The sequence below is a fragment of the Tamlana sp. I1 genome (assembly GCF_015355625.1).
GTDB lineage: Bacteria > Bacteroidota > Bacteroidia > Flavobacteriales > Flavobacteriaceae > Pseudotamlana.
Genome location: NZ_JACLAF010000007.1, coordinates 142,275 through 158,928 on the forward strand (window position 1 = coordinate 142,275; position 16,654 = coordinate 158,928).

The 16,654-nt window shown below is 34.2% G+C and carries 17 protein-coding genes; 9 read left to right on the forward strand and 8 right to left on the reverse strand.

Going from position 1 to position 16,654, the window contains the following annotated elements:
- Positions 1-485: 485 nt before the first annotated feature.
- Together H6X70_RS07880 and H6X70_RS07885 are read right to left on the reverse strand one after the other, a co-directional pair.
- Positions 486-1,118, reverse strand: a complete 633-nt coding sequence (locus H6X70_RS07880) for a hypothetical protein (RefSeq protein WP_194767133.1) — start codon at positions 1,116-1,118, stop codon at positions 486-488.
- Positions 1,119-1,122: 4 nt separating this feature from the next.
- Positions 1,123-1,617: an RNA polymerase sigma factor gene (locus H6X70_RS07885; protein ID WP_194767134.1), complete on the reverse strand. Its 495-nt coding sequence runs from the start codon at positions 1,615-1,617 to the stop codon at positions 1,123-1,125.
- A gap of 464 nt (positions 1,618-2,081) precedes the next feature.
- On the opposite strand from H6X70_RS07885, the gene H6X70_RS07890 reads away from it, so the two are divergent.
- Complete coding sequence (locus H6X70_RS07890) at positions 2,082-2,819, forward strand: energy transducer TonB (protein WP_194767135.1); 738 nt, start codon at positions 2,082-2,084, stop codon at positions 2,817-2,819.
- Between the two features lie 137 nt (positions 2,820-2,956).
- Here H6X70_RS07890 and H6X70_RS07895 read toward each other — a convergent pair whose 3' ends face one another.
- Positions 2,957-3,952: a Gfo/Idh/MocA family protein gene (locus H6X70_RS07895; protein WP_194767136.1), complete on the reverse strand. Its 996-nt coding sequence runs from the start codon at positions 3,950-3,952 to the stop codon at positions 2,957-2,959.
- A 352-nt stretch (positions 3,953-4,304) separates the two neighbouring features.
- Between H6X70_RS07895 and H6X70_RS07900 the strand changes: the two genes are divergently transcribed.
- From H6X70_RS07900 to H6X70_RS07915, 4 genes are all read left to right on the forward strand, one after another.
- Positions 4,305-5,645, forward strand: a complete 1,341-nt coding sequence (locus H6X70_RS07900) for a 2TM domain-containing protein (RefSeq protein WP_194767137.1) — start codon at positions 4,305-4,307, stop codon at positions 5,643-5,645.
- A gap of 13 nt (positions 5,646-5,658) precedes the next feature.
- On the forward strand, positions 5,659-5,964 hold the full coding sequence (locus H6X70_RS07905) for a 2TM domain-containing protein (RefSeq protein ID WP_228530305.1): 306 nt from the start codon (positions 5,659-5,661) through the stop codon (positions 5,962-5,964).
- 10 nt (positions 5,965-5,974) lie between these two features.
- The gene (locus tag H6X70_RS07910; RefSeq protein ID WP_194767139.1) at positions 5,975-6,301 is read left to right on the forward strand and encodes a 2TM domain-containing protein; all 327 of its coding nucleotides are present in this window, start codon (positions 5,975-5,977) and stop codon (positions 6,299-6,301) included.
- A gap of 193 nt (positions 6,302-6,494) precedes the next feature.
- Positions 6,495-7,250: a LytR/AlgR family response regulator transcription factor gene (locus H6X70_RS07915; protein WP_194767140.1), complete on the forward strand. Its 756-nt coding sequence runs from the start codon at positions 6,495-6,497 to the stop codon at positions 7,248-7,250.
- A 3-nt stretch (positions 7,251-7,253) separates the two neighbouring features.
- Here the strand turns inward: H6X70_RS07915 and lpxD are convergent, their stop codons facing one another.
- Positions 7,254-8,246 (reverse strand): UDP-3-O-(3-hydroxymyristoyl)glucosamine N-acyltransferase, encoded by a 993-nt coding sequence (gene lpxD / locus H6X70_RS07920; RefSeq protein WP_194767141.1) that lies wholly within the window; start codon positions 8,244-8,246, stop codon positions 7,254-7,256.
- 61 nt (positions 8,247-8,307) lie between these two features.
- Positions 8,308-9,480, reverse strand: coding sequence for an LETM1-related biofilm-associated protein (locus H6X70_RS07925; RefSeq protein WP_194767142.1), 1,173 nt, complete (start codon positions 9,478-9,480; stop codon positions 8,308-8,310).
- A 154-nt stretch (positions 9,481-9,634) separates the two neighbouring features.
- Between H6X70_RS07925 and H6X70_RS16965 the strand changes: the two genes are divergently transcribed.
- From H6X70_RS16965 to H6X70_RS07945, 4 genes are all read left to right on the forward strand, one after another.
- Entirely contained in the window at positions 9,635-10,285 is a 651-nt protein-coding gene (locus tag H6X70_RS16965) for a DUF4331 family protein (protein ID WP_194767143.1), read from the forward strand.
- Positions 10,286-10,311: 26 nt separating this feature from the next.
- Entirely contained in the window at positions 10,312-10,866 is a 555-nt protein-coding gene (locus tag H6X70_RS16970) for a DUF4331 family protein (protein WP_194767144.1), read from the forward strand.
- A gap of 176 nt (positions 10,867-11,042) precedes the next feature.
- Positions 11,043-12,335, forward strand: a complete 1,293-nt coding sequence (locus H6X70_RS07940; protein WP_194767145.1) for a tetratricopeptide repeat protein — start codon at positions 11,043-11,045, stop codon at positions 12,333-12,335.
- Positions 12,336-12,346: 11 nt separating this feature from the next.
- Positions 12,347-14,581 carry a TonB-dependent receptor gene (locus tag H6X70_RS07945; RefSeq protein ID WP_194767146.1) on the forward strand — a complete coding sequence of 745 codons (2,235 nt, stop codon included), beginning with the start codon at positions 12,347-12,349 and terminating at the stop codon, positions 14,579-14,581.
- 319 nt (positions 14,582-14,900) lie between these two features.
- Here the strand turns inward: H6X70_RS07945 and H6X70_RS07950 are convergent, their stop codons facing one another.
- Genes H6X70_RS07950 through H6X70_RS07960 form a run of 3 tightly spaced genes read right to left on the reverse strand, consistent with a single transcriptional unit; the run spans position 14,901 to position 16,624 of the window.
- On the reverse strand, positions 14,901-15,266 hold the full coding sequence (locus tag H6X70_RS07950; RefSeq protein ID WP_194767147.1) for a DUF1801 domain-containing protein: 366 nt from the start codon (positions 15,264-15,266) through the stop codon (positions 14,901-14,903).
- A gap of 21 nt (positions 15,267-15,287) precedes the next feature.
- Positions 15,288-16,091, reverse strand: coding sequence for an anti-sigma factor domain-containing protein (locus H6X70_RS07955; RefSeq protein WP_194767148.1), 804 nt, complete (start codon positions 16,089-16,091; stop codon positions 15,288-15,290).
- Positions 16,092-16,093: 2 nt separating this feature from the next.
- Positions 16,094-16,624: an RNA polymerase sigma factor gene (locus H6X70_RS07960; RefSeq protein WP_194767149.1), complete on the reverse strand. Its 531-nt coding sequence runs from the start codon at positions 16,622-16,624 to the stop codon at positions 16,094-16,096.
- Between the last annotated feature and the right edge of the window lie 30 nt (positions 16,625-16,654).

Sequence of the window (16,654 nt, forward strand, 5' to 3'; positions counted from 1 at the left end):
AGGAGGTATCTCATCAAATAAGAATGTCGCTTAAATGATGTTTCACTGCGTTCGACATGACAGACAGGTAGAATTGTATAAAATGTTTAATCGTTGAATTGTTTAACTGTGTAATCGAAGGTTTCACTTGCGTAGGCTTGTTATACCGACGATAGGAGGTATCTCATCAAATAAAGTTATCGTTTAAAAGATGTCTCACTGCGTTCGACATGACAGGCAGAATTGTATAAAATGTTTAATCTTTGAATGGTTTAATTGAGCGGTCAGAGTTTCAGAGTTTCAAAGTTTCAAAGATTTCGAGTGGTTTAGGTGATTTCCTGCTTTGGGTTTATTGTCTTCAATCAATAGTAGAGAAATTGTTGATATGTTTTTTTGTGTAATTGGGAGGTCAAAGTTTCAATTTGTAGTTTTCTTTTAACTTTTAACTTTTAACTTTTAACTTTTAACTTTTAACTTTTAACTTTTAACTTTTAACTAATAAAACTTCAAACCTCCAACTTCTTTAATTCCTTATAGTTTCTATTCAATCGTTTTAAAAGTAAACCGTAAAGGAGCTTGTAAAACAACCAAAAACACAACACTAGAGCTGCCACAAAAGCAACTTCGATAGCGTACATGATAAGCATGAAATTATCATCTGCATTTTCTAACTTTTCTGTAATTTCAGGTGTTTGATTAACTCCAAAATAAATGCCAATAACCATAGATACAAACACAACAATCAAGTTATATAACACATAGTATTTTATAATTTTTCTTGTTTTTATAATGCTTTCCATGAGTTTTTTTGCATTATCGGTTACCGAAATGGCTTTATGCGATTTAAATAATAAGTAGACAAACAGCAGGATAACCGAGTAGCTAAAAATATTGATAAGCACTAAAACTGTTTTATTGGTGTAAACCAAATCCAGTTGTTCGTTAAACGTTTTAGAAAAAAAGAAGGGCAGCACATTGAGGAGTGTCCAAAAAACGAGCTCGGCAATACTTATATAAAATAATGTTTTTACTATAGATGACGATTTTTTATGCAGCATAGCATAAATTTCTTTTGCAGAAATTTTCGTGCTGTTGGAAGTCTTGTTCCAATCCTTTTTTAGTAAATCTAATTCATCCATAAGTTTACGGATTTAAAATGGTTTTAAGTTTCGTTTTAATTCGGTTCATCTTCACGCGGGCATTCACTTCACTAATTCCCAAAGTTTCACTTATTTCTCGGTAGTCTTTGTCTTCTAAATACAAAAACACCAATGCTTTTTCAATATCGTTTAATTGATGCACGGCTTTGTAAAGTACTTTTAATTGCTGCTCTTCGGTATCGTCGTAATCTTCAGCTTTTATTTTAAAAGCAACGCCTTCAAAATCTTGTGTGTTTATGGTGCGTTTCGATTTTCGGTAGAGCGTAATGGCAGTATTTAACCCCACACGATACATCCAGGTGCTAAACTTGGCGTCGCCCCTAAATTTAGGATAGGCTTTCCAAAGTTGTATGGTAATTTCCTGAAACAAATCGTTATGCGCATCGTAATTATTGGTGTACAAACGGCACACCTTATGCACAATATTTTGGTGCTTTTCCAGTAACTCAACAAAACTATGTTCTAGCTCTTTATTCAATGTATTGGTTTAGTTATAGAGTAAGTGTTTTAAAATTTAAAAATGTTACAGTTTGTTGAATTTTATTTTTTTAAAACATCTGTAAAATTGATGCAAATTATTGGTGAGTAGCTTGTTAAAGAAATAAATAAACTAAAAAAACGAATTTAAAAATGAAGTTAAATAAATGGATGTAATGAGTTTTTGTAAACAGCTGGTTTTTAAAAGGTTAAATAATGTATATAGATAAAATCTATAACATGATTTTATGTTAAAAACAAGTTAAATAGTTGATTTTGAGTTGCTAATATAGTAAAAAATAGACTAAAGTACTGTGCTAGTTTTTATAGGATAAAACGAAAGTCCTTTTAAACGAATCTTATAAAATGTACTCAATTGATTTGAAGTGTTTTGTATGATAAATGTCATAGTGTTTTTTACAGGGAAACTGTATTTTTTTACTATAAAATATAAATCTAGAAATCATGCTACCCAAAAAAAATCCTAAAATAGAAATAGGTAGAAATAGCAGTTTATATTTTGCTATCGGCCTTAATTTGATGTTGTTACTTTCTTGGCGTGTTTTAGAGTATAAAACATACGACAAGGATGATGTTGTGATAGATACGGTTACTATGAATGCAGAAGTTGAAGACGATATTCCCATTGTAAAAATGAATGCTTTGCCACCACCGCCACCGCCACCAGCCGTTATTCAAGAAGATATTAAAATTGTAGAAGACGAAATAGAAGTAGAAGAAACTGTTTTTGAAAGTACAGAAGCTGGTCAAGACATAGCCATTGTTGAGCAACCGCAAGAAGTAGGTGTAGCCGATGTAGAAGTAGAAGAATTTGAAGAAGAAGCCGAAGTTGCTTTTGCGATAATAGAAAACATACCTGTATTTCCAGGCTGCGAAGGTTTATCGAAAGAAGCTGCAAAAGCCTGTTTTCAAGAAAAAATACAAGCTCATATTATTAAAAATTTACAGTATCCAGAAACGGCTCTCGAGTTAGGCATACAAGGTCGAGTATCGGTACTTTTTATAATAGATAGTCAGGGTGTTACAACCAATGTACGTTCACGTGGTCCCGATAAAATTTTAGAAAAGGAAGCAGAGCGCATCATCAAATTATTGCCTAAAATGAAACCAGGCACACAACGCGGTAAACCTGTAAAAGTAGCCTATGCGGTGCCTATATTTTTTAAATTTCAAGAAAGATGATTTTAATTTAGAATCTACGAAGAGCCAAGAGCTGATAGTCAAGAGTCAAGAACTAAGAAACCAAGACGCTTATTTTTAGGTTTCTTGGTTTTTTGTTTATTTATGAGATATAGCTGTTTTTATACTAAGAATATTTTTTAAAATTGATTTTTATAGATATCTAAAATTATTTCCGTAGCATTTCTAGCAGATTCACCAGAAATTAAAGGCGTTCTATTTAAATGAATGGCATCTATAAAATCTTTAATAATTAATTCGTGATTTGTGGTGTCTTCAACCGATGCTGAGGCTGCTCCTGTGTGGGTGTTTTTATTTTGTAATTGCTCGCTTGGGTTTTCCAATCCTTCAATCTCCCATTGGGTTATCACGTCATTTTCTAAAATTAAATATCCCTTATTCGTGTAAATTTCCATTTTTGCAGGAAACCCAGGTTTAGTGGCGGTTGAAGCTGTTATGGTGCCAATCATTCCAGAATCATGTAAACAAATTGCTGCGCCATGATCTTCAACTTCTATGTCGTGCACAAATGTGCCCAGTTTGCTAGTTAGTTTACTTGGTTTTCCAAAAAACCAATAATATAAATCGATATAATGTGAGGCTTGTTGAATAAAAGGCCCACCACCATCAATTTTATAGGTACCTCTGTAATCTGCCGAATTATAGTAGTTAGCATCTCTATAATTTTTAACCGAAAGGTCTACCGAAAAGATATTACCTAACAAACCTTTTTCTATTAAGCTTTTTACAATAGGGTTGTCCGAGCTGTATCGACGTTGATACGCCACCGCAAGTTTTACGCCGCTCGTTTTACAACTGTTAATCATCTTGTCAATAGCATCTAGGGTAATATCAATAGGTTTTTCGCAAAGCACATGTTTGCCTAGTTTGGCGGCTTCAATAGCGCTAATATGGTGGTAGCCATTTGGTGTGCAGATAATAACGGCATCAAAATGAATGTTAACATCCTGTAACGTTTTAAAAGCAGGAAGTTGGCTGAATTTTTCTGATTTTGTAGTTTTTTGTGAAACTAGGCCAACAACTTCAGCTTGTTTCAAATTTTTTATTGCAGAAAAATAAGTGTTAGCAATATTCCCGCTTCCTATAATTATAAAATGAATGGTTTTGTGCGTCATTCAGCTAAATTAACTGAAAATAGTGAGTAAATCAATCTCTTAAAAATAGAATGTAACATAGGTTTAGCATTTTAATCGAAGCGATTACAATTCATCTTAAATATTTTACAGTTCGGTAACCCAGTTTTTTAAAATGAAGTCTGCTGACTGATATTTGCCTCATAATCATTCAAAAAACAAATAAATTATGAAATCACTGAGTTTATTACTAGCTTTTTTAAAAGCATCACTTCCATTTAAAAACAAAGACAGTCCAAACACAATTTTAAGGTTTGTTAAGATTTAGTCCATCCCAGCCAACTTTTCATTAAATTTAAAGCAACATAGATTAAAAATTACCTAAAAGTTAAACATGAAAAATCCTATTAGAAACATATATATTACCTTTTTTATAGGTCTTGTCGTATTTGTTATTGGAAGTTTTCTTCATAACGGATTTAATTATGAAAGTACCAATAGCCTCCTTATAGCCTTTATGTTTTATGAGTTGTACGCCTTTGTTTTAGGTTATTCACAAATGTATTTTTTTAATCTTTTGTCTAAACGCCAATGGAAAAAAAAGGATGTTGCTAAAAGAATCGGTATTGGTATTGTAGGTTCGGTTTTAATAACCATTGTAGGCTTGTTTTTTCTTAGATCGGCAACCGCTGTTTTTTTTGAAAAAATCACTTTTGAAGACTTTCTAGCCCAAGAATCCTTTAAAAACTATCAATTCGGAATTTGGATTACATTAACCATTGTAGCTGTATTTCACGTTATTTATTTTTATAACAGGTATCAGCAAAACCGAATTAAAGAACAAAAGGTTATTGCGGGCACGGCAAGCGCTAAGTTTGATGCTTTAAAAAATCAGTTAGATCCTCATTTTCTATTCAATAGCTTAAATGTTTTAACCAGTTTAATTGAAGAAAACCCTGAAAACGCACAAAAATTCACCACCGGCTTATCCAAAGTATACCGTTATGTTTTAGAACAAAAAAACAAGGAATTGGTCTCGGTAGACGAGGAGTTGCAGTTTGCCAAAACCTATATGACTTTACTTAAAATGCGGTTTGAGGACAGTATTGTGTTTAACATGCCAGAGCAGGCGTTAAATCCAGAAAGTAAGGTGGTGCCGCTTTCCTTACAGTTGCTATTAGAAAATGCTGTAAAACACAATATGGTAAACTCAAACAAACCTTTGCATATTAACATTTATGAAGACCAAGATTATTTGGTTGTCGAAAACAATTTTCAACCCAAACAAATTGTAAAAAAGAGCAGTGGTGTTGGGCTAAATAATATAAACCAACGTTACCACTTGCTCACCAATAAAAAAGTAAATATCACAAAAGAAGCAAACCGTTTTGCCGTAGCAATACCAATGCTTACTAAACAAATATCTATTATGAGAACAGAATCAAGATCAACCCTAGACGATAGTTACGTAAGAGCGCGTAACCATGTAGACGAACTAAAAGGCTTTTATTACGGCCTTATATCCTATTGCGTTGTCATTCCTTTTTTAATTTATATAAACTACAGCACCTCTTGGGGATTTCAATGGTTTTGGTTTCCCATGTTTGGTTGGGGCATTGGTTTAGTTATTCATGCATTTAAAGTGTTTGTAACCGAAGGGACTTTTGGCAGACGCTGGGAAGCACGAAAATTAAAAGAATTTATGCAGGAAGAAGATGAAAACCGTTGGAAATAAAAAAACAGAAATCATGGAAAAATCACCAAACTTTAACGAAGAAAAAAAATATTTACGCGCCCGAAAACGTGTCGACGATTTAAAAGGATTTTACCTTCATCTTCTCGCATATTGTTTATTTATCCCCTTTATAATTTTTATTAATTACAAAACCTATTGGGCCTTTAAATGGTTTTGGTTTTCGGCCATTGGCTGGGGTATTGGCTTAGGCATTCATGCGTTTCGCGTTTTTGTAAACCAAGGCATTTTAGGTAGCCAATGGGAAGAACGTAAAATAGAAGAATTAATGCGAAAAGAAGAAAACAAACGTTGGGAATAAAAAGACTATCATGGAAACAAATAACAATAAATATTCAAGAAATTACAGTAAAGAAGAAGCGTATTTAAAAGCCCAAAAACGCATAAAAAACATAAAAGGTTTCTATTGGCACGCCTTCTGGTATGTTGCGGTAAATATCTTTATCCTTGCCATGATTATACCCAATACACACGGAAATATTTGGAATTTAGGCGTGTTTTCAACACCATTATTTTGGGGTATTGGTCTGGCATTTCACGGTTTAAGCGTATTTGGTAAAAACATTATTTTTGGAAAAGCCTGGGAAGATCGCAAAATTCAAGAGTATATGGATAAAGATAAAAAGCATTGGGAATAAAATGTTTTGGGCGTTACCACAAGGGTCGGGCTTTCCACTATATCTTTTGCTTTTACTATTTCCATCAAGGCAGGAATGTGTTAGGAAGTATTCAGGAGTGGCCAAAGTTCTGGTAAATCAAAAAAAAGCAAAAGGATGCCGTTTCAATCCCTAACGCAAATCCAGGTTCAAATTAAAAGTACAACTAAATAAAATGAACATAATTATAATAGAAGACGAAAAACCATCAGCACGACGTTTACAGCGCATGCTTCAAAAGTTAGACTTAAAAACAGAAGTCATGCTACATTCCGTTGAAGAATCCATTCAATGGTTTCAAAACAACGCGCACCCCGATTTAATTTTTTTAGACATTCAATTAAGCGATGGTTTATCTTTCGAGATCTTTGAAGCCATCAACATTAAATCAGCCATTATTTTCACTACTGCTTACGATGAATATGCACTTAAAGCCTTCAAACTAAACAGTATCGACTATTTATTAAAACCCATCGATGAAGACGAATTAGCAACAGCCGTTCAAAAATATAAAGCACGCACGCCGCAAACCCAAGGCGTTACTGTCGATTTTAATGACATTAAAAAACTACTTGTAAACCCCATAGACAGGGTTTATAAAAAGCGCTTTGCGGTAAAAGTTGGTCAGCATTTAAAACTTATAAATATTGATGATATTGAATGTGTTTACAGCGAAAATAAAGGCACTTATGTATACACCACCGAAGGCCGAAATTATTTGTTAGATAGTACTTTAGATTTTTTAGAAAACGAATTAGAACCACAAACCTTCTTCAGGATAAATAGAAAATTCTATGTAAATATCAACGCTATAAAAGACATGATAAGTTATACCAACTCGCGTTTACAAATTAAATTAAAAACCTATAACGAGCAAGAAGTTATTGTAGCACGCGAGCGTGTTAAGGATTTTAAAGAGTGGTTGGAATAGGTTTTATTTCTTCGTCATTCGACGTATAGCCACCCATTGTTTCAGCATTTCTCTAGAGTCTTGTGCAGGATAGCCCAATACGGTTTTACCAGCTTCAACATCGTTCATAACGCCAGAACCTGCGCCAACTGTGGCACCAGAATGTATGGTGGTATGGTCTTTTATAGAGGCGCTACCGCCAATTATTACACCATCGCCCAAAGTTACAGAGCCTGCAAGCCCACTGTGCCCTGCCATAATACAAAAACGTCCTAAAACACTATTGTGTGCAATTTGTACCAAGTTATCAATTTTACAACCATCGCCAATAATGGTAGCACTATATTTAGCGCGATCTACACAGGAGTTTGCGCCAATTTCTACGTAATGACCAATAATAACATTTCCTATTTGCGGAATTTTAACCAAACCACGACCGTCGTCGCTCGGTCTGTAGCCAAAGCCATCGGCACCAATACTCACGTTGGTATGAAAAATACAGTGGCTTCCTATAATACAACGTTCTCTAATAATGGTTCCAGACCACACCGTGGTATAGTCGCCAATAATAGTTTCGTCAAAAACACAAACATTTGGGTATAAAGTTACACCATCACCAAGAACAACATTAGGGCCGATGTAACAATTGGGGCCAATTTTACAATCGCTTCCAATTGAAACCGTTTCATGAATAACAGCCGTTGGGTGAATGTCGTTTTCAAACTCAGGGGCTGGCGGACTAAACAATTCTAAAATCTTTGCCATGGCCAAATCGGCATTGGGTACTTTAATTAAAGCCTTGTTTGCTCCAGGTTCAACGGTTAGATTATCATTTACAATAGCCGCACAAGCTTGCGATGTAGCCCATTGCTTCACATATTTGGAACTTCCAATAAAAGTAATATGATTGTTTTTAGCATTTTGTAACTGCTCGGGACCTTCAATAAGCACATCGGTATGGCCAATTAATTCGCCTTTTAAAATATCATTAATTTCTTGGATAGTATAAGAAGTCATGGGGTCTTTTAGTTTGGTTGTGGTTGTAAATCTAAAAGAAAAAAAATAAAAACAGCTTGTTTTAGTCGTCAATCCTGTTTTCATCAAAAGCTGAAGGCAAAAGCTTTGGGATGAATTTTATAACTAAAGGCAGCAATAGCGCACCTCCCGGCAATAAAAATATGGCTAAACTTGGAATGGATTTAAAAATATCTAAAAGCTGTTCCTGTACTTTTTTTTGCTCTTCTTTGGTTAAATCGCGAACAGTAGACTGGGTAATAAGCACCATAAGTTCTTTACTGTCTTTAATTTCTTGGTACAAACGTTTGCTGTTTCTAGTAATCAGTTTCAAAACCATTTTACTAGAATTGTTGTAAAAAGTTTGCACAATATTAGAAGTGCCCAAAAGTGCAATATGCTTTTTATTTACAGTATAAAAATGATTAACCGTTTTTATGGATTGATGAATAATAGATAAATTCAACTCTAAATCCAGTCCTAGTTTTTCTAAATATTGATGTTCTTCCAAATCTATCATTTGGTCGCCCCAAGTTGCCATACAAGCTAAATCTAAAATATATTGTTTTTCGCGATCAGTATTTAAGTACGAAACGGCTTTGTTGTAATCAATTGAGCTGCGATCATGATACCTTAATGAAGCTTCAAAAAGCTTAATTAAACTATCATCATATTGATTTTTTATGTCTTTTGAATTTAGAACTCCCAAAGTAATCGCCACGATTGAAGCTTCTAGGTTTTTAAGATAATCTAGAGTGATTGATTCTTGACGTAAATATTCGGTGTAAGCCAACACATCGGCGTACAACAAAGCATTTATAATAAAATAGTTGAAGTTTTTAGTAAGGATATTATCATCTATTTGAATGCGTTTATGAATAATTTTTTCAAGCTGCTCACTAGACTTTCTTCCGCCCAGAATATCATCAAAAAGCGATGTTTTTATCGCACTAATTTTGGTGTAAAAGTTAATAATACTTTCGGTAAAAGGGTGGGGGCTATTAGAGTAGCCGTGGGCATAAACAAGCGATAATATTAAGTTTGTTTTGCAAATTTCTTCTTCCGTAAGATCTTTTTTAGGAAAAATTTGTGCTACCACATCTAAATTATTTCCATAAATAAAACCACAAGAACGCAACCCCATGTAAAATTCTTCTTCTGTAAATTTTAAGAAGAGGTTGTTTTTAGAAAGCTCTTTAAGTAATTTATTTATCCAGCCTGTAGATGATGGGTTCATGGTTTGCTACAATCTATTTTGCTGCAAAAGTAATGCTTTTCAAAAATTTTCACCGAAATAATTTCTTTAACATAATTTTAACAAAACCGCTATTTCTTTTTTTTCGTAGGTATGCTTGAGAATGAAAAAATAACCTTAAAAATCTCAACAAATTATGAAAAATTTAAAAGTAGTATTAGGAATTGGAGTCATCGCAATAGCTGGTTTCTTCATTATTGCAGCCGATCATATTGATGCGCCTGCGGTACAAGGTGGTCATAGCGACATTACCGATTTTTATGCCTTTCAAGGCGAAAACACTAACAACATGGTTTTTGTAGCTAACCTTCAAGGCTTATTAAGTCCGGCTATGACAGATGCGGCCATGTTTGATGAAAATGTATTGGTAGAGTTTAATATCGATACCAACAACGATTTTGTTGAAGACCTCGTTATTCAGGCCATTCCAAAAGATGGTAAAATGTGGTTTTTTGGTCCTGTAGCACCCTCTCAAACAGGATTAAAAAGTACCATTCAAACCAATGCATTGTCTGGTGGTGTAGTTGATATTTCAGCCTATGGGTCTAGTCCGAAAATAACATCAAATGCAGGCATGTCCTTTTTTGCAGGACCACGTGACGATCCGTTTTTTATGGATTTTGCACAGTATTCAGAAATTATTGCAGGTAACGCATCAAGCTTCAACACGCCTGGAGCAGATACTTTCGCAGGAACTAATGTGATGTCTATTGTAGTAGAAGTTCCAAAATCGATGATAGGAACTTCGGGATCAATCAATACTTGGGTAGAATCTAAAAGAAAATAATAACAACAACTTAAAAATATACTAAAATGAAAACTTTAAAAATAGTATTAGCAACTTTAGTCGTTTCGCTAGCAGCATACAATTGTTCTAACGACGATGATAATCAAAATATAACTCCTGGACCAGATTTTTCTGGAACCTTTACTCAAGAAGATCAAATGGGGCGCCCTGCTGTAAACACGGTGTTTGTAGCTTCGGCCGACAAAGATATGTTTAATGTTACGGTGCCGTCTAACCAAGATGCAGCATTTCAAAGTAAATTTCAAGCCAACTTAATGGCTTTAAGTCCAGCCTTTGCAAACGATGGCGACATGAATGCCTTAGGTCAAGATGCTGCTGCATTTACAGGGTTATTAGCAACCGATGTCTTAAATGTGTCTTTAGACGGAACCACTACTTTTTACGATGGCACCAATGTATTAACCGGTAGAGCCTTGGCAGACGATGTAATCACTGTGGAACTGCTGTTAATTTTTGGTGGTGAAGATTTTATGGAAAATCCAGGTTTGTCTAATGATAATGTTGACGCTAACGACAAAGCCTTTTTATCCTCATTCCCTTATTTAGCATCTCCTCACTAAATAAGTTAGAGGCTGTCTGAATACCATTTTAATTTGATTTGTTAAGTTGAGCTTGTTGAAACCGTTACTGGTTTCTTAAAACGTGCTTATTTCGAATGGCTTAAAATGGTAGAAAAAATACTTTTCAGATGGCCTCTTTTTTTTTAACCGAAACAAAAACTTAAAACACAAACATTATGAAACCTTTTCAACTTACTGGCTTTGCATTTTTACTGCTACTTCAATTTAGTTGTAACACGCAACCTAAGCAAATAACCAGCACAAAAGACTATCAATCCTATTTAGAAACGGATGAGAATAAAATGTTGGAAAAAACGATTCAGGATTTCAACTTTTGGGAAACAAAGCTGGAAAAAGCCCCGAACCAGTTTCCTTATTTAGTAAAAGCTTCAGCATCACAATCTCAAATATTTCAAAAAACAGGCCGTATTGAAGCTCTTGTTGCAGCCGAAGATTATTTAATAAAAGCCAACGAGGCTACTCATTTTGCAAAAGCGGGATATTTAAGGGCTTTGGCTAGAAATTACATTTCTCAGCATAAATTTAAAGAAGCGCTTGACTTATTAAAGCAAGCAGAATCGCATGGCGAAGATTTAAAAGCTTCAGAAAAAATGCTATTTGATGTGTATATGGAATTGGGCGAGTATAAACTGGCTAAAATTTATCTTGAAAAGATTAGAAAAGCATCCGATTTCGATTATTTAATCCGACTCTCAAAATGGTCCGATCATAAAGGAAATTTAGATGCAGCCATAAAATATTTGGAACAAGCCAAAACTATTATTGAATCTTCTAATATTCCTTTTAAAAATAAATGGGTTTATACTAATTTAGCAGATTTTTATGGGCATGCAGGGGAGGTGGAAACGTCTTACAAGTACTACCTAAAAGCATTAAATATCGATGCTAATGATGCTTATGCCAAAAAAGGCATTGCATGGATTGTGTATTCCCATGAAAAAAATCCAGACGAAGCATTACGCATACTAAACAGTATTACAGCACATTATATGGCGCCAGATTATTATTTATTGAAAGCTGAAATTGCTCAGTTTAAAGGAGATTCTACGCTTGAAAAACAGCAGCTAGATTTGTATAAACAAGCGGTAAAAAGCCCTTTGTATGGTAATATGTATAATGCTTACAATGCTTTGCTATATGCTGAAGATTCCGAAAAAAACGCCGAAGCTTTATTAATTGCTTTACATGAAATTGAAAATAGACCAACGCCAGAGTCTTACGATTTATTGGCTTGGACTTATTTTAACCAGGGCCATTATAAAAAAGCTTTAATGGTTGCCGAAAATCATATCGCTTTGAAAACTTCAGAGCCCAATATATTGTTTCATTTAGCCCAAATTTATAAGGCTAACGGAAAAATAAGTGAAGCTAAAGCCTTAAAAAAGGAACTGTTAGAAAGCTCTTTTGAATTAGGCCCACTAATGGCTGTAAACATAAATAAAATATAACCTTGAATTGTATGAAAACCCTAAACGCATTTGTTTTTTTAGTTGTTATTTTAATTTTTAATAAGCTGCATGCACAGCAAGTTAAGGGTTTTGTTATCAACGAATCAAAACAGCCTCTTGAAGCCGCGTATGTTTATAATTTGAATTCTAAAAGTCATGCGCATTCTTCAGAAACAGGTAGTTTTATTTTAGAAAACACGAAAGTTGGCGACTCCATTAAATTTGGATTATTAGGCTATGAAAATCAAATTTTGGTTATGAATACCTCGAATTTAGCGTCGAAGTTAACGGTAACATTAAAAGAAAAGTTATATCAATTGGATGAATTGGTTATTCGTGAAGAATTAAATCCCTTAAGTACAATCGCACGATTGGATTTAAGTATTTCGCCTGTAAAATCATCTCAAGAAGTATTACGTAAAATCCCAGGTTTAATTATTGGTCAGCATGCAGGAGGAGGCAAAGCCGAGCAGATTTTTTTAAGAGGTTTTGATGTTGATCATGGTACCGATATTTCAATTTCTGTTGATGGTATGCCTGTTAATATGGTGTCGCATGCTCATGGGCAGGGGTATAGCGATTTACACTTCTTAATCCCTGAAACCATCAAGAAAATAGATTTTGGAAAAGGACCATATTATGCCAACGAAGGTGATTTTGATACGGCAGGTTATATCGATTTTTCTACCAAAGATTATTTAAATGAAAGTCTCGTTTCCTTTTCAGTTGGGCAGTTTAATTCCTTAAAAACTTTGGGAATGTTCGATTTGATGGAGCATACTAAAAATCAAAGCGCTTATATGGCTTTTGAATATATTGCAACAGATGGTTTTTTTGAATCGCCTCAAAATTTTAACCGTCTGAATATGTTTGGTAAATATGTGATGTTCTCTCCCGAAAATGATAAATTATCCCTCACATTATCTCATTTTACAAGCCGTTGGGATGCCTCTGGGCAAATTCCACAACGCGAAGTTGATAATGGTAACATTTCCCGTTTTGGTGCTATTGATGACACCGAAGGCGGAAATACACAACGTACCAACTTCAATTTAGAATATACTAAGCAAGTTTCAGAACAATCTATTTTAAAAACCAATGCTTTTTATGTGCATAATGTCTTTGAGTTGTATTCAAATTTCACTTTTTTTCTTGAAGACCCCATTAATGGCGATCAAATTAGACAAAAAGAAAACAGAGATATTTTTGGATTAAACACCATACTCACCAATGAAGATTATTGGGGAAATACTGCTGTAAAATTAACATCTGGTTTTGGTTTAAGACAAGATATTACAAAGGATACCGAGTTGTCTAAAACTTTAAATAGAACCACTACTTTAGAGCGCGTGCAATTGGGCGATATCAATCAAACCAACATTTATGGGTTTGTAAATACCGAATTCGATTTAGGAAAACTAACCATTGCACCCGCATTGCGTTTAGATTATTTTAAGTTTATGTATAATGATAAGCTTCAAACAAATTATGAAACCTTATCGGAAACCAAAACGATTCTTTCTCCTAAACTAAACTTTTTCTATACCGCTAAAGATAATTTGCAATTGTATGTAAAGTCAGGAATTGGCTTCCATTCTAATGATGCTCGCGTGGTGATAAGCAATCAAACTGAAGATATTTTACCAAAAGCTTACGGTGTTGATGTAGGGACAATTTGGAAGCCAAGCTCTAAATTCATCGTAAATTCAGCTTTATGGTATTTGTTTTTAGAGCAAGAATTTGTGTATGTTGGCGATGCCGGAATTGTAGAACCTAGCGGGAAAACGCAACGTTTTGGCTTAGATTTAGGGCTGAGGTATCAGTTTAACGATTTCTTGTTTTTTGACACTGATGCAACATTAACGAAAGCTAGAAGTTTAGAGGCTCCAAAAGGTGAAGATTATATTCCATTGGCACCAAATGTTACCTTGTCAGGCGGGCTTTCAGTAAGTGATTGGCATGATTTTTCAGGCGGAATACGTTATCGTTATCTTGGTGATAGACCTGCAAATGAAGACGATAGCATTACTGCTGAAGGCTATTTTGTTACCGATTTTAATGTGAATTATACCATCGGGGCTGTAACTTTAGGTTTGGTTATTGAAAATCTTTTTGATGTCGATTGGAACGAAACACAGTTTGCTACAGAATCAAGACTTCAAAATGAACCTCAGTCGGTTACCGAAATTCATTTCACACCTGGCACACCTTTTTATGCTAGCGGAACGATTTCATATAAGTTTTAAGGCATAGTGCATTTTGAATAACATTTGTCAATTCGAGTGATGCGCCATAAGTGTGTGGTGTCGAGAATCTTTTTGTTTAATGAGTAAATCAGAATAAACTAAAATTTAAGAATAATATTACCAAACCTTAATTATAGTGTTTGTTTTTAGGGTTTTTGTTAGGTTGGAAAGTGTTCAATGCTGTTATGGTGTTGGGCACTTTTTTTTAATAAGATTTAAAAAATTATAGTGAAATTATGCTGTTTTATCATTTATTGATAATCAAGTCTTGATTCTTACAGTGAAGTGGTTTGTAATCTTTCGAAGCGAAAAATCGTTTCTACTTAATTTTAATCACTCCGCTTTTATACAAATCCAAAGCTTGATGAATGATAGTATCAATAGTTTTAATGGGTAAATCTTGATTTGGATGTATTCTTAAGATCTTCATACGCGATCTATTTCCTGTTTCCAATGCTGGATGTTCAATTCGGTTGCCTTCAACAATTAAATAATAAGGTTCAAGGGTTTTTTTGTCCACCCAGATATAGCAAAACATTTTTCCTTTATAGCAAAAACAGGGCATGCCGTATTTTGTGGTTTCTGTTATGTGTGTGTCGTAATTCAGTAAAACAGCACGCATAGCAAGTAAACAACTCTTTAGAGGTTCGTCCTGTTTTAAATAGAAGTTCTCATTGCTACTCATAAATGGAAATCACAAAAGATATTAAGTGGCATTAACAACACCCAGGGTATAAAGTTGTTCCATGGTTGGCGTTTTGCTTCCGCCAGCAGGTTCTAAAGTAATACCAAACGCTTCACTTTCATGACTGTTTTGTATTTCAAAAATCTTATTGCTGTCTGTTTTAAAGCTATCAATAGTACCTAAACTTGTTGGGGTTAGCGGACTTAGTTTTAACGACCAAACCTGATAAACTTTGCCTTCAGGAGGTTCGGGTAAGCCTTGAGCATCTAAAAATATGCGCTTTGCGTTTTTATCCCAATACACTTTAGCATACGTGTTTGAAAAATTCCCTTGTCCGTTTAGTGGAATTCTGGCAATATTATCATCACGTAAAACAGAGATTAATGTATGGGCTTCTTCTAAATTACTTTTAGAATTTTCAATTTGAGTTTCTAATAATAATTGCTGTGTTTCAGCGGTTTGAATACTAGATTTTAATTGATTGTTTTGGTTGATAAGCCATAGTAAACCAACACCCAACACAAACGCTGCTGCCCACCCAGAATAGCTAATCCAGTTGTTTTTTGGTTTGTTAATAGGAATAACTTGGGTATCAGAATCATCAAAGCCTAGTTTTTGTTTTATATTTTGATAAACCGCGTTATCACTTCCTTGCGAAGTCGCTGCCGTAAGTTTAACAATAGCGGCTTCAATATCTAAAACTTCTTGAAGAATTTCAGGATGTTTTTGCATAAGCGCATAAACCTCTTCATTTTCTTTTTCAGAAAGTGTTCCAGCTACATATAGCTCTAAAATTCCAGATTCTATGTAGGCATTAATATCCATAATCAATTTAAAACCATGTTTCTAAGTTCCTTAATACAATTTCTATTTCGTGTCTTTATAGTGCCAATAGGCATATCAAGGGTTTCAGACGCTTCATTTTGGGTATAGCCTTTAAAATAGAGAAGTTCTATAACTTCAATACACTTTTTAGCTAGTTTACCCACATATTGAGATATACCAATGGCGTCCGTTGAATCATTTAAATTTTCACTGGTTTCAAGTATATCTACGAAAAAATTAGAATCTAGGTTTTGTTTGGAATTCTTAAAGTTTTTGGAGCGTGTTTTATCGATGGCGGCATTTCTTGAAATGTTTAAAATCCATGTGAAAAACCGCCCTTTTTGATTAGAATAGGTATCCGATTTATGCCAGGCTTTTATAAAAACATCCTGCATCACTTCTTCAGCAATATCATGATCCCTTACTATATTGTAGATAACACCTAGCATGCTGTCTTTATACATATTATATAAAGCCTCAAAAGCTTTCTCATCTTTTTTCTTAAAATTTTCAACAAGAATGTCTAGGTGCATATTGAGGTTTAATTTTTGTAAAGGTTAAAA

What these genes read in the sequence shown, in the direction of transcription:
- H6X70_RS07880 (WP_194767133.1), bottom strand. Translation starts at nt 1,118, where the DNA reads ATGGATGAATTAGATTTACTAAAAAAGGATTGGAACAAGACTTCCAAC.
- H6X70_RS07890 (WP_194767135.1), top strand. Translation starts at nt 2,082, where the DNA reads ATGCTACCCAAAAAAAATCCTAAAATAGAAATAGGTAGAAATAGCAGT.
- H6X70_RS07895 (WP_194767136.1), bottom strand. Translation starts at nt 3,952, where the DNA reads ATGACGCACAAAACCATTCATTTTATAATTATAGGAAGCGGGAATATT.
- H6X70_RS07900 (WP_194767137.1), top strand. Translation starts at nt 4,305, where the DNA reads ATGAAAAATCCTATTAGAAACATATATATTACCTTTTTTATAGGTCTT.
- H6X70_RS07905 (WP_228530305.1), top strand. Translation starts at nt 5,659, where the DNA reads ATGGAAAAATCACCAAACTTTAACGAAGAAAAAAAATATTTACGCGCC.
- H6X70_RS07910 (WP_194767139.1), top strand. Translation starts at nt 5,975, where the DNA reads ATGGAAACAAATAACAATAAATATTCAAGAAATTACAGTAAAGAAGAA.
- H6X70_RS07915 (WP_194767140.1), top strand. Translation starts at nt 6,495, where the DNA reads ATGAACATAATTATAATAGAAGACGAAAAACCATCAGCACGACGTTTA.
- lpxD (WP_194767141.1), bottom strand. Translation starts at nt 8,246, where the DNA reads ATGACTTCTTATACTATCCAAGAAATTAATGATATTTTAAAAGGCGAA.
- H6X70_RS07925 (WP_194767142.1), bottom strand. Translation starts at nt 9,480, where the DNA reads ATGAACCCATCATCTACAGGCTGGATAAATAAATTACTTAAAGAGCTT.
- H6X70_RS16965 (WP_194767143.1), top strand. Translation starts at nt 9,635, where the DNA reads ATGAAAAATTTAAAAGTAGTATTAGGAATTGGAGTCATCGCAATAGCT.
- H6X70_RS16970 (WP_194767144.1), top strand. Translation starts at nt 10,312, where the DNA reads ATGAAAACTTTAAAAATAGTATTAGCAACTTTAGTCGTTTCGCTAGCA.
- H6X70_RS07940 (WP_194767145.1), top strand. Translation starts at nt 11,043, where the DNA reads ATGAAACCTTTTCAACTTACTGGCTTTGCATTTTTACTGCTACTTCAA.
- H6X70_RS07945 (WP_194767146.1), top strand. Translation starts at nt 12,347, where the DNA reads ATGAAAACCCTAAACGCATTTGTTTTTTTAGTTGTTATTTTAATTTTT.
- H6X70_RS07950 (WP_194767147.1), bottom strand. Translation starts at nt 15,266, where the DNA reads ATGAGTAGCAATGAGAACTTCTATTTAAAACAGGACGAACCTCTAAAG.
- H6X70_RS07955 (WP_194767148.1), bottom strand. Translation starts at nt 16,091, where the DNA reads ATGGATATTAATGCCTACATAGAATCTGGAATTTTAGAGCTATATGTA.
- H6X70_RS07960 (WP_194767149.1), bottom strand. Translation starts at nt 16,624, where the DNA reads ATGCACCTAGACATTCTTGTTGAAAATTTTAAGAAAAAAGATGAGAAA.